This window comes from Saliniradius amylolyticus (genome assembly GCF_003143555.1).
GTDB lineage: Bacteria > Pseudomonadota > Gammaproteobacteria > Enterobacterales > Alteromonadaceae > Saliniradius > Saliniradius amylolyticus.
Genome location: NZ_CP029347.1, coordinates 2,449,012 through 2,461,608 on the forward strand (window position 1 = coordinate 2,449,012; position 12,597 = coordinate 2,461,608).

The window sequence follows — 12,597 nt, forward strand, 5'->3', positions numbered from 1 at the left end:
CTGCAAAGAAGACTTTGCACCAACCGATCTGACAAAGCCAGAATAATGACTCGTGTTTCTAAGTGATTAAACGTCTATGTGGATTGGTATTGAGTCCGCTTTTCACTACCATGAGTAAAACTCCAACCATAAGGTATGTTATGAGGCATTCGCTCTCTTTATTGTTAGTTGGTTTGCTGGGAAGCGCCAGTTCAATTGCCGATACCGGTAGCCAGCTCTTAGCCACTGGCGGTATTACCGGTGTGGATGGCAGCGCCGGTGGCGGTATTACGCCCTGGGCGGTCATGGCCGGTTACGCCAGCCAGGAAGAAATTCAGGGGGCCGCCTCGTTGCAACATATCAGCGCCGGAGACTACCAGATTAACACGTTGGGCGCGGCAGTGACTTTTTATGATCGCGTGGAGCTTTCGCTTCAACGCCAATCACTGGAGATCGGCAGTGGCGTTGTGGGCAACACCTTCAGTGCGCTGACTTCAGGAGCCATTCAAACCGCGCCTGGCACCGATATTGAACAGGACATCGTTGGTCTTAAGGTCAAGCTGTTCGGCGATGCCGTATTCAGTCCGTCACCCTGGCTTCCGCAAGTTGCCGCGGGGCTACAATACCGAAAAAACCATGACTTCGACCAATCACTGGCTATCTCTGATGGTAGTGTACCCTTACCGAACACAGGTGTGCCCATGCTACTGGGGGCCACCGAAGACAGCGGTACCGACTTGTATCTGTCCGCGACTAAACTATGGCTTGGCGGCGCCTGGGGGAATAATTTACTGGCCAATGTTACCGCTCGTATGACCAAGGCCAACACCCTCGGTTTACTGGGCTTTGAGAGCGCCACCGAAGACAGTTATCAGTTGCAATGGGAAGGCTCCCTGGCGGTTTTACCTTCACCCAATACCGCCATCGGCTTTGAATGGCGCACTCAGCCGGATAACCTCACAGGCCTGGGCGAAGCGGATACCATCAAGGATATCTTTGTGGCCTACTTCCCGGACAAACACTGGTCATTGACGGCAGCCTATACCGATTTAGGCAAACTGCCCTTTGACGACGATCCTACTGGCTTTTATCTCTCTTTAACGGTGAATTTATGATTCGACTCGGTTTATTGATTTTTACTGCACTGACTTTGTTCGGCTGCGCCAGCGCCCCGAAAACCAACCTCTATGACGACATAGGCGGTAAACAAACGCTTCATAAAGTCTATGGCCTGGCCATCAACCGCATCTACAACGACCCTGTTCTGGGGCCTCACTTTGAAGGGGTACCGAAACGCCATCTGCGCACCGAGTTGACCAACCAAACCTGCGAGCTGATTGGCGGCCCCTGTGAATACGAGGGCAAGTCGATGCATGAGGCTCATGCAGATCGAAACGTCACCGACGCCGAGTTTTTCCGCTTAGTAGAGCATGTGCAACAGGCCATGCGTCTGATTGGATTAACCTACGAGCAGGAGAACCGGATTCTGGCGGCACTGGCCCCCCTGAAAGAACAGATTGTGTATCAGGCCGATTAGATGCCGGGCCACACAAAAAGCCCCGCAGATGCGGGGCTTTTTTTACTGCTTTAGCATTTCCTCTATACCACCCAGCCCAATTGCTGGGCCTTATCGTGAGCCAACTCAGAGATGTCCTGCTCAATAAAATGATGATGCAATACCATAATGCCAAGGACATGGTTTAAAACCGCATCGATCTGTACCTTATCGGCATCAGGCGTTTCCGGGCTCTCCTGTTTAGCAATCAGGCTATCCAGATAATCGGCGTCGATAATACCCGCGCGTTCTATCTGTTCGTGAGAAGCGTATTTGGCGAACAAGGCTTTCAGTTTCCGCCACTTTTTATCATCGGTGTGTGCCGGCGGAGCCATAAAGGCAAACTTCTGGCGGTTATACAACACCTCGGGCAGCAGCCCTTTCATGGCTTCTCGCAATACGTGTTTCTCCCGCGAGCCCTTAATGCGGAATTCCGGCGGAATCTGGGCGGCAAACTCGGCCAGGTGGTGATCCAAAAACGCCGGGCGGGCCTCCATGGAGTTGGCCATATCAACGCGGTCTCCACCCCAGGTCAGAATCTGACCTTCCAGCATAGTCTTGATCCAAACATATTGTGCCTTATCCAACGGATGGCGGCCCTCGAGAAAGTTTTTATCCAGCCGTTCAGCAATGGCGGAGCCTGGCTCATAACCTTCCAGCTCATTGCGCCGCTCGGGACAAAGCAGGTTAAACGCATACTCTGAACACCCTAACCAAGGCTGAAGACAGCTTGGGGTAAAACCCACCTTACTGTCGATATCATCCGAGATATACTCATCTTTCGGTAGCATGGCCCCCTGAAACAATTTGTTCGACTCGGCCAGCGTTTTCTGCCAGTCATCGGTTTGTGCCTCGTCAGGCCCTTCCATACCATGCAGGAACATATCCTTGCGGAAGGCAGGATAACCGGCAAAAAGCTCATCGGAGCCTTCGCCTGTGAGCACCACCTTGTAATTGTTGTGAGTCACATGCTGACTCATCATTAGTTTAGCTACCGCCAGTGTATTGTATATGGTGCGTTCGGTATGCCAGATGGTGCGGGCAAAGTTGTCATACAGCAGGTCGGCATTCAGTTGCAATACATCCTGTTCAGCCTCTGTGGCCTGAGCCATTTGCTCGGCGATCTTAGACTCATCGTAGTCGTCATTATCGAAGCTGATGGTGAAGGCGCGGATCGGATGCTGCGAGGCGGCCGATGCCAAGCCCAGAATGGAGCAGGAATCGATGCCACCGGACAGGTAGCAGCCCACCGGAACATCGGCGGTCAGACGATGTTGAACGGCTTCCAGGAGCTGGTCTCTGACACCGTCCACATAATACTGCTCGTCTTTCTTCTCGCGCTTATCGGCTTCGGGAAAGTCCATATCCCAGTATTTGGTGGTTTGCACCTGAAACTCACCGTTTTCACGGGTGATTTTTAGCATATGTCCCGGCTCTACCTGGTTGACCCCTTTGAAGGCCGTGGTTCCCGGCACCATAACCTGGATCAGTTGGTGAAACAACCCCTGACTGTCGAACTCTGGAGTCACCTCCGGGTGAGCCAGTACCGCCTTAACCTCGGAGCCAAACACAATATTGTTATCGGTCTGAGTCCAGTACAGCGGTTTAATGCCAAAACGGTCCCGCACTAAATACAAAGCGTCTTCCTGCTCATCGAACAGAGCAAAGGCAAACTCACCACGCAGGTAAGGCAGCGTATCTTGCATACCAAAACGCTTGACCAGGTGGGGGACTATCTCTGAGTCACTCTTACTGACAAAGTACTCACCATCGGCGGTCAACTGTGCTCTCAGGCGTTGAAAGTCATAAAACTCACCATTGTGAGCAAAGATGGTATGGCCACCATTGAGGAAAAAAGGCTGGCGGCCTCGTGTTTCATTCAAATCGATAATCGACAGTCGGGCGTGGCTCATACCCACGCCCACGTCCTTAGGGTTACAATAACCGTAGTTGTCGGGGCCACGATGATGCTGAATGGCCGCCATATTGACCAGAATCTGGGAGTCGATTTCCTGACTGGGAGATTTGGCAAAAATACCCGCTATTCCACACATAGAGTCTCCTGGTTTACAGGCCCCGGGGCTTCCGGGGCGGGAAAATTAAATGACGTCCAATACGCGTTCGGCTCGCTGTACCAGACAGGTCAGCAAAGCCATACGCAGAAATACCGCGCCGCGAGCCTGCGAGAAATACCAGTTGTGGGGCGTGCTGTCTAAACTGGTGCAAAGCTCTTCGCCACGGGCCAGGGGATGGAGAATGATGGCGTTTTCTTTCAGTGGAGAGTCAGCGTCGAGGTGATAGACGCTACCGTATTGCTTGAAGGAGTCCCCTTCCCAGGAGATGGCGTTGATGTACACCACATCCGCCTCCGGCAGTGCATCATTCAGGCAATCCAGTGTTTTAATATTCAGACCAGCTTCGGTGAGTTGTTCCAGCTGGTCCTGGCAGAACATCTCTTCAATGGTCAAATCGTTGATAATGGTGACTGTACCGAAGCACTCAGGGAAGTCACACAGCAACTTCAACAGGCTGCGTACCGTGCGCATTTTGGAGGGCAGACCGACGATACACAGATTCAGCGGCTGGCCGCGCTCTTCGGTCAGCAGGTCGGGCCGCCATTTAAAAATGGTATACAGGTCAGCCAGGGCTTGAGTCGGATGCTCATCGGTACCGTTACCGGCGTTGATGATAGGAATACGCAAGGCGCCCATCATCTCCCGCACCGAGCTTTCTTCGGTGTCTCTGAGAACGACGCAATCACCGTAGTTATTGAACATCTCCCCAACATCCCGCAACGATTCACCTTTGGCAATGCCTGTGGTGGAACGATCGGTGATAGACATAATATCACCACCCAGGCGATGCCAGGCACTTTCAAAAGACAGACGGGTCCGGGTACTGGGCTCATAAAAAGCGGAGATCAGAATCTGACCGTCCAGCGAGGTGGCAAAGCGCCCTGGATTAGCCTCATACTTGGCCGCCAGTCGGAATAATTGCAATAAAGTGTCACGATCGAATTGATCCGCCGAATAAATGTGCTGGGCCGATAGTTTGGTGAGGTGATCACCATCCTCAATTATCGCCCGCAGCAACTTCTTCGGGTGGGCGTCGCCCTGTACATCGGGACGGTCGCGTTCAAAATGCACCACCTTTTCAAGATTGGGATCTACCATAACGATTTATCCTTCAGATCTCGCTTATATAGCAATAGTAAAATTATCGGTGCCAATACCGTGCCGACAAGCGCGATAGTCACCAATAGCGTTAGATAAAACTCACTCAGATACATTGGCCCCCTCCTCAGAGAATCGTTGCCAATCAAACTGGCCACGAGCCAGTAGCAATCCAAGAGCGCAGATCAGCAGCGACACCACTGCCGAACTGATGGCTGCCACATAAAAACCGATGACAAAGTAAAGCACTAAGCCTGTGGTTGTGCCTAGCGCCATGGCAGCAGTGGCAAAGGGACCTGTCAAACCACGATGATAAAGCCCAAACACAATGGGCCAGATGGCCGATGCAACAAAGGCGCCGGTAAAATTCAGCAACGCGCCCAAGGTGGTGATCTTGGGCAGACACAGTAGCCAGGTAATCAGCCCCAGGCCGATGATCACCCGCTTAGAGATCTTCAATAAACGATCACTGTCGGCGTTGGGATTGATCAGCTTGCGATAGCCATCCTGGGTAATCAGGTCGGAGGTCGCGGCCAGCAGTGAGTCCATGCTGGAGGCCAGTGCTGAGAACACAATCACAAACACAAACACGGCCCCTATTGACCCCAGAACCCGGGCAGCCACCATCGGCCCCACCATATCGGCACTGGGCGGCAATATACCTAGCGACAACGCGGCCAAAGCAATAAACCCGGTTACGATGGGGATCGGCAACCACAGCAGGCCGCCGGTCAGGAAAGCTCGCTTGCCCACACCGCCTTTAAAGGCAAAGGCTCGCGACCACCAAACATTCGAGTGAAAGATCTCTCCGATACCGAAGAAAATGTTATTGAACAGGAACATAATTGCGGCAGGAAAAGCCAGATTCAAAAGCTCAGGCTGCCACTGAGTCACATTATCGTGGATCTGATCGATGCCAACCTTGTCGATGCAAAACCAGGCGATCACGACCACGCCCACCAGAATCAGGATAGACTGCACAAAGTCGGTCGCGATTACAGCTTTTAAACCACCCAGCAAGGTATAGCCCACACAGATAATCAGAATGGCCGTCATACCGGTGTGATAATCCAGATCGCTGAGAGAGGACAGTAATATGCCTCCCGCCATCCCCAGGCTCACCAGCCAGCCCATGGCGTAACAAAGAGAAATCACCATAAACACCGCCCAGGCGGACCGACCATAGCGGGTGCGGATAAAATCGCCACTGGTAAAACCGTGAGGCATCAATTCTTTGATGCGCTTGGCCATGGGCGCAAACAAAATCAGCCCCAGCGCCGCCATGGAATATCCTATCATTCCCCAAACCCCGAATTGGTAAGCAAGCTGGGGCGCGACCAAAGTGGTATTACTGGTAATCCACGTCGCCATAGCGGTGGCAGTGGCAAAGGCGATCCCCACATTGCGACCTGCCAGAGCAAAGTCGTCAATGCTTCGGTTGTCCTTGCCTAGGTACCAACCAAAACCTATCCATAAAACGCCAAAGCCGATCAAGATGGCGATGGCCAGCGTGGCATCCAACTGAGCTTCAAACATTCTCATGCTCCTTGCGACTCAGAGTAATCAGGCTTATCACTAAAGCCAAAAAAGTGAGTAAGCCCAAACCAAATAAGGTCAGAGCCTGATTTAAGGAGTGATGTTTTACGTGAATCGAGGCCAATACCACAGGCTCTTCCACCTCCCCGGGAGCGGTGAGGCGGGCCTGATAAAGGCCATCGGCAAAGCCAGAAAGAGTCACCTGCCTTTGACCGGTAACATCGAAGCGCTGCTGCCAGGAATCGGGCGAGGTTTGTTCAATAATCAGAGTGTCATACTTTGAGCTGTAATTATCGAAATTCAGCACAAAGTAGCCTTCCCGAGAGATAATTTCTTCCTGCGCAGTCACCGGGCTGCACAGAAGTATTAGTAAAATAACCAAACATCCCTGAATTCCCCTCATTGAACACCTTTGATTCAATTGGCTAAACATCATGCTACATTTGTTAGTAAACAAAATAAAGTATGACAACAATTTGTTAACAGATCACTTCAGGAGGCGTGTATGAGTCAATTGGCGATAGATATAGGGCGGTTACAAAATGATCTGCTGGAACTGTCACACATTGGATATGACCCTGAAACCAAGGGGATCTTCCGGCCCGGTTTTAGCCCCGCCGATATGGAATCTCGCCGCTGGCTCATTGATAAGTTTGAAAAAGAAGGCTTCCATGCCCGCATGGACGGTGCTGGCAATGTTATTGGCTGTAATCATAAAGACCCGAAGGGGCCCGTGTTAGGGATTGGCTCTCACATCGACTCCGTGCCCGCAGGAGGCATGTTCGACGGCACTTTGGGTGTTATGGCCGGCCTGGAAATTATGCGGGTAATTCGGGATAACAAACTGGACTGTCCGATGCCTCTGGAGGTGTATGCCTTTGCTGAGGAGGAAGGCCGTTTCGGCGGTATGCTCGGTGCGCAGGCCATTGCCGGCGATCTCACGCCAGAGTGGTTGGAAAACGCCCACGACCCCAGTGGAGTGTACCTTAAAGACGCCATGGCCGAGTGCGGCTTGAACGCGTTTGATGCACTGGATGCTCATGTGAAACCCGAACACTTTCGTGCCTTCCTTGAACTGCATATCGAACAGGGTCCTGTATTGGAGAGAATCAAGAAACCCATTGGCGTGGTGGAGGGTATTTCAGGGGTTTATAAGTGGATTGTGAAACTCATTGGCAAGGCCAACCACGCCGGTACTGCGCCCATGGACATGCGCAGCGATGCCTTTATGGGGCTGGCCGACTTTGCCCATGAGATACCCCGTATTATTGACGAAGAAGGCACCGACAAAACCCGACTCACCGTGGGCAAAGTGGACCTGAAACCCGGGTACGCCCATACGGTGCCCGGCGAGGCTGACTTCACGCTGGTAGGCCGTGACACCGACCCTCAGGTGATGCGCAATGTGGCCGACGCCTGTCGCCGAGTGCTGTCTTCCATCGCCCGGCGTCATAACCTGATGTTCGAATTTGAACAACTCAGTTGGCTCGAACCTCAGCCTATGGCAAAAGCTGCCATCGATGCCTTTCGCCGTCATGCCAAAGCGCTGGGCCTGGATTACGAGGTCATGCCCAGCGGAGCCGGGCACGATGCACAGTTTATGGCCCGTATCACTGAGACCGGCATGATCTTTGTCCCCAGCCTTGGCGGTATCAGCCACGCTCCCGATGAGTGGACCCATTGGCGAGACATCGAAGATGGCACCAATTTGTTATTGCATACCGCCCTAAGCTACCTGCAAGCCAAGAACAAAAAGGCGGCCTGAGATGGCCAATAAAAATGCGCAATACCACAAGAAGCTGATGCAGATGCAACAGGAGTTACAAGCCACCTCCGAAGCCAGCGATGAGAGTGGCGATCAGGATACTGTGACTCTGGATCAAACCAGTGTTGGACGTTTGTCCCGCGTGGACGCGTTGCAGGCGCAACAGATGGCCCTAGAGCAGGAACGGCGCCGCCAGCACCGACTCAACCTGGTCAAGATGGCACTTCGGCGTCTTGAGCAAGATGACTTTGGTTTTTGCCTTGAATGTGGCGAGCCAATTGCACCGGCCCGTTTAGAGTACGACCCCAGCGTACTGTATTGTATTGATTGCGCTGAAAAACATTCAAATCAATAGTGCGGTTAAAAAAGCGGCGGCTTTGTACTAAGGTAGAAGACGAAGCTGTATTCCATAAGTTTCTGATTTAAGAACATAGGGAGTTGAGCACCCAATGAAATCTGACACTATGAGTACCCGAGTGGCGCCGGACAGTCACTCCAGGGCCGATAACGAATTTACAGAATTATTGGCCAAGGCAGGCATTGAGGTTAATGGCAATCAGCCGTGGGATATCCAACTGACCGAGCCCGGCGTGCCGGAACGGGTGTTTGCCTACGGCAATCTGGGATTGGGTGAGGCCTATATGGACGGCGCCTGGGATTGCCAGGCGGTGGACCAATTTATCTGCCGAGCCCTGAAAGCACACCTGGAGCAACATATACAACCCAGCCGACTATTGTGGCATGCCTTAAAATATCGCTTACTTAACAGGCAGACCAGCAACAAGGCTTGGGAGGTGGGTGAGCACCACTACGATTTGGGCAATGACTTCTACGAAACCATGCTGGATAAACGTCTCACCTACACCTGCGGGTACTGGAAAGACGCCGAAACACTGGATGAGGCTCAGGAAGCCAAGCTGGATCTGATCTGCCGCAAACTGGATCTCAAGCCCGGTATGCGGGTGCTGGATATCGGTTGTGGCTGGGGTAGCTTTATGGCCTATGCCACCGAGCATTACGGTGTCGAGTGTGTCGGTGTGACCATTTCCAAAGAGCAGGTCGACTGGGCCAAGCGACGCTACCGTGACTTACCGCTGGATTTCCGTCTTCAGGACTACCGGGAGATGAATGAAACCTTCGACCATATTGTTAGCATTGGCATGTTCGAACATGTGGGCCATAAAAACTACCGAACCTATATGGAAGTGGCTCATCGCTGCCTGAAAGAAGGCGGCAAGTTTCTGCTGCATACTATCGGCAAGAACGACCGGTCTACGCCCACCAATGCCTGGATTGATAAATACATCTTCCCTAATGGCGAATTGCCTTCCGTGGGCCAGATTGGCGATGCCGCAGATGATCTCTTCGTTGTGGAAGACGTGCACAACTTTGGTGCCGATTACGACAAAACCCTGATGGCCTGGCATCAAAACTTCGAAGCCGCCTGGCCACAGTTCAAAGATAAGCTCAGTGAGCGGTTCTATCGTATGTGGCGTTATTACCTGCTGTCCTGCGCTGGCGCCTTCCGTGCCCGCGACATTCAGCTCTGGCAGTGGGTCTTGTCCAAAGACGGCATCGAGGGCGGCTATCAGCGGGTAGATTAACGCTCTGTTCTGCGACTCAAGGACAACGCCTGAGATAAAAAAGCCACCTTAATACTGGTGGCTTTTTTAGTACCCATTAAGGTTGTAATTAAGACGACAAACTGGCTTCAATCGCCTCTTTGTTTTGCTTTTCAGAGGTGACGTACTTCTTCCACTGCTCAGCCATACGCCTGGTACGGTCATACTCCTCGGCCTTGGCCAGCTCATTTAAGGCACCGTTATACTCTTCGGTATTGTACAGCGCCATGCCTTTCACCAGATGCGCTAGTCCCGGATTACGCAAACCACCCTTTTCAATGGCGCGATCCGCCGCAGCGATGGCTTCCTCAAAACGGTCCATGTTCAGCAGCAACTGACCTAGCTGAGCATCCAGCTGACCGTCTTCCGACAGCTCCGCCGCCGACTGCAATACAGGTACTGCCTTGTTACCTTCTTTCGCCAGGGTCCAGCAGTTGGCCAGGAACTTAAGGTTACGAAGGTTACGTTCCAGCTTGCCCTCTTCCATGCCCAGTTCCATCAGCCGAGCGCCCTTGTAAGGTGCCTTGTGGTAGTAATACAGCTGAGCCAGGTTGAACATATCGGCGCCGCTTTCGATGTAACCTTTTTGATAAGCGGTTTCGAGAATCGCCAGTTGCTCTTTTTCCTGACCGAGCTCACCGTACATACCGCCAAGCTGAACCCAGTATTTACCCTCATCGTAGTGCTTTACCATCTCAGCGAGAATATCCCGAACCTTCTCAGGTTGCTTCAACTCATAGTAAATCGCACGTTGCAGCACATACCAGTTTTCTTCGGGCACTTTCTCCTCCGCCTTAACCTTGTCGATGGCAGTGTCGATATAGTCCCGGGCTTCTTCGTAAGACTGTTGCTGATACTTCGCCTGAGCCTTAAGCAGGTAATTCTTAGCTGGGATCTCTCCCTCGTTCAGCGTTTCCCAGCGTTCCAGATATTTGACACTGGCATCGAAGTTGCCCTGCATCATTTCCAGTTGGGCCAGTGAGAAAAGCGTAGTCATCTCAAACTTCACGGGAATGGGAGATTGAGCGACCACCTGCTCGAAAGACTCTACTGCCTTGGCATAATCTTCGGCGTTGTAATGAATAAAGCCCAGGAAGTTATACATCATGGCTTTTTCATAGCTGTTCATGGAGTGCTTTTTATCTTCCACATTACGAAGCACATCCAGAGCCTCTTCGACTTTATCTTCGTCAGCCAGAGACTGAGCACGAGACAACTGCTCATAGACCTTGGAACGAAGTGCAGGCGTGCGGCGGGTTTTCCTTTCCTCTTGTTCCTGAGCTTGGGCGCTTCCAGCTGGGGTCAGTGCCGGAGAAACATAGGCAGCTCCGGTGACCAATGCCACTAAGGTCAGCTTAGTGATGATTTTTCTATTCAACATCATTCCACCTTACCCATCGATCTGGAAAGTAATGCGGTTCTGAACACCGGCTACAGCCGCTGCTTCGCCATTCACCACCCGAGGCTTGTACTTAAACTTCACAGCCGCGTCCATGGCCGCCTGTTCAAAGATACCTTCGGGGTTGGCTTCCACGACCACCGGATCTCGAACGGTGCCTTGCTTGGTGACGGTAAACTCGACGATCACATAGCCTTCGATACCGCGCTGCAAGGCCCGACGAGGGTACACCGGCGCCACTTTGACAATCGGCAGGTATTCACCGTCACCGCTGTCCAGCGCTAAACCACCTTCCAGGGCCATGCCATCACCCACATCGGCGCTAAAGTCCATGCCCGCACCACCTTCGGCATTGGGCGTTGGCGAATCCATCTGCGGCTGTTCCATCGGCGGTGGTGGCTCTTTCGGCTTGGGTGGCTTCTTAGGCTTACGGTCTTTTTCTTCCACCGTTTCCTCTTGTTTCACCCGCACAAAGTCCAGCACACTGCCCTGCGGGGGCTCTGTCATCGCACTGCCACCGCTTTTAATCAGGGACTGCATCAGGAAGAACAGTCCCAGAGTGATGGCCGCTGACAGAACAAGTGCAATCAGAAGTCTAGCCATAATCTATTACTCTTCTGCGGCAGCAATGGATACGTCGTAAACGCCAGCGGCACGCGAGGCATCCATAACCTTGATTAGGGTCTCGGTTTTGGCTTCTTTGTCAGCCTGAATCACCACACTGCCCTGAGGATTTTCTGCGTACAGACGCTCGATATTGGCCTGTATGGCCCGTACATCCACCTGACGCTTGTTAATCCAAACCTGGTTCTTATCACTGATCGCCACCAGAATGTTGGCGCGGCTTTTCTTCACTGCCGTACTGGCTTCAGGACGATTCACGTCAATCCCGGCTTCCTTGACGAACGACGCCGTCACAATGAAGAAGATCAGCATGATGAAGACCACGTCCAGCATGGGGGTCATATCGATTTGCGCTTCTTCTTCTTCTACCAGATTCTGAAAATGCTGTTTCATAACACGTCTCTCTTAATTCGTCCGTTAGTGATCCAACGGCAGTGCGTCTTCGATGTGGGTGCGTTCTGCTTTGCTGGTGCGGTTGAGCCAAGTCGAGGCAAAAACGCCCGACAGCGCGCCCACCATGCCAGCCATAGTCGGAATGGTGGCCTTAGACACCCCCGCCGCCATGGAACGGGCATTACCGGAACCGGAAATGGCCATCACATCGAATACCTCAATCATGCCAGTCACCGTTCCCATCAGGCCTAACAACGGACATAGGGCGACCAACGCCTGAATTACCGGGATACTGGAATTCAGTTTCAAACTCACCCGGGAAATCATCGCCTGACGGATTTGTTCGGCGTTCCAGGACGACTTATCCTCGCGCGCCTTCCACTTAGCAATGGTTTCTTTCTTGTAGTTTTTGTGCCAGATGAACACGTAAAATACGCGCTCCAGAATCAGCAGCCACATCACGAAGATCAGGATGCCGATGGCCAGGAGGACTTGGCCTCCTGACTCAACAAAATCGCGAATGGCTTCAAAAAACTCCATGAAGAACATGA

13 protein-coding genes are annotated in these 12,597 nt (G+C 52.4%); 5 read left to right on the forward strand and 8 right to left on the reverse strand.

The genetic code is table 11. The features are described from left to right. Positions 1-140: 140 nt before the first annotated feature. Both HMF8227_RS11440 and HMF8227_RS11445 read left to right on the forward strand, forming a co-directional pair. Positions 141-1,094 carry a DUF3034 family protein gene (locus HMF8227_RS11440; protein ID WP_239421295.1) on the forward strand — a complete coding sequence of 318 codons (954 nt, stop codon included), beginning with the start codon at positions 141-143 and terminating at the stop codon, positions 1,092-1,094. Further along, complete coding sequence (locus HMF8227_RS11445) at positions 1,091-1,516, forward strand: group I truncated hemoglobin (RefSeq protein ID WP_109340301.1); 426 nt, start codon at positions 1,091-1,093, stop codon at positions 1,514-1,516. The genes HMF8227_RS11440 and HMF8227_RS11445 overlap by 4 nt, the downstream gene beginning before the upstream one ends. A 62-nt stretch (positions 1,517-1,578) precedes the next feature. Here HMF8227_RS11445 and asnB read toward each other — a convergent pair whose 3' ends face one another. The 4 genes from asnB to HMF8227_RS11465 form a co-directional block, all read right to left on the reverse strand. Next, positions 1,579-3,588 (reverse strand): asparagine synthase (glutamine-hydrolyzing), encoded by a 2,010-nt coding sequence (asnB, locus tag HMF8227_RS11450; protein WP_109340302.1) that lies wholly within the window; start codon positions 3,586-3,588, stop codon positions 1,579-1,581. A 45-nt stretch (positions 3,589-3,633) separates the two neighbouring features. After that, positions 3,634-4,707, reverse strand: coding sequence for an aspartate/ornithine carbamoyltransferase family protein (locus tag HMF8227_RS11455; RefSeq protein ID WP_109340303.1), 1,074 nt, complete (start codon positions 4,705-4,707; stop codon positions 3,634-3,636). Between the two features lie 102 nt (positions 4,708-4,809). Then, entirely contained in the window at positions 4,810-6,243 is a 1,434-nt protein-coding gene (locus HMF8227_RS11460; RefSeq protein WP_109340304.1) for a sodium:solute symporter family protein, read from the reverse strand. Further along, positions 6,236-6,625: a hypothetical protein gene (locus HMF8227_RS11465; RefSeq protein ID WP_162558587.1), complete on the reverse strand. Its 390-nt coding sequence runs from the start codon at positions 6,623-6,625 to the stop codon at positions 6,236-6,238. The genes HMF8227_RS11460 and HMF8227_RS11465 overlap by 8 nt, the downstream gene beginning before the upstream one ends. Positions 6,626-6,748: 123 nt before the next feature. Here HMF8227_RS11465 and HMF8227_RS11470 point away from each other — a divergent pair, with 123 nt between their 5' ends. From HMF8227_RS11470 to cfa, 3 genes are all read left to right on the forward strand, one after another. Continuing rightward, positions 6,749-8,008, forward strand: coding sequence for a Zn-dependent hydrolase (locus HMF8227_RS11470; RefSeq protein ID WP_109340306.1), 1,260 nt, complete (start codon positions 6,749-6,751; stop codon positions 8,006-8,008). 1 nt (position 8,009) lies between these two features. After that, the gene (locus HMF8227_RS11475) at positions 8,010-8,363 is read left to right on the forward strand and encodes a TraR/DksA family transcriptional regulator (RefSeq protein WP_109340307.1); all 354 of its coding nucleotides are present in this window, start codon (positions 8,010-8,012) and stop codon (positions 8,361-8,363) included. Positions 8,364-8,457: 94 nt separating this feature from the next. Further along, positions 8,458-9,612 carry a cyclopropane fatty acyl phospholipid synthase gene (cfa, locus tag HMF8227_RS11480; RefSeq protein ID WP_109340308.1) on the forward strand — a complete coding sequence of 385 codons (1,155 nt, stop codon included), beginning with the start codon at positions 8,458-8,460 and terminating at the stop codon, positions 9,610-9,612. Positions 9,613-9,700: 88 nt separating this feature from the next. On the opposite strand, the gene HMF8227_RS11485 is transcribed toward cfa, so the two are convergent. Genes HMF8227_RS11485 through HMF8227_RS11500 form a run of 4 tightly spaced genes read right to left on the reverse strand, consistent with a single transcriptional unit; the run spans position 9,701 to position 12,595 of the window. Next, positions 9,701-11,011, reverse strand: a complete 1,311-nt coding sequence (locus HMF8227_RS11485; protein ID WP_109340309.1) for a tetratricopeptide repeat protein — start codon at positions 11,009-11,011, stop codon at positions 9,701-9,703. A gap of 9 nt (positions 11,012-11,020) precedes the next feature. Then, on the reverse strand, positions 11,021-11,632 hold the full coding sequence (locus tag HMF8227_RS11490; RefSeq protein ID WP_109340310.1) for an energy transducer TonB: 612 nt from the start codon (positions 11,630-11,632) through the stop codon (positions 11,021-11,023). Between the two features lie 6 nt (positions 11,633-11,638). Then, positions 11,639-12,046 (reverse strand): ExbD/TolR family protein, encoded by a 408-nt coding sequence (locus HMF8227_RS11495; protein WP_109340311.1) that lies wholly within the window; start codon positions 12,044-12,046, stop codon positions 11,639-11,641. A 24-nt stretch (positions 12,047-12,070) separates the two neighbouring features. After that, the gene (locus HMF8227_RS11500; RefSeq protein ID WP_239421296.1) at positions 12,071-12,595 is read right to left on the reverse strand and encodes a MotA/TolQ/ExbB proton channel family protein; all 525 of its coding nucleotides are present in this window, start codon (positions 12,593-12,595) and stop codon (positions 12,071-12,073) included. Positions 12,596-12,597 lie beyond the last annotated feature (2 nt).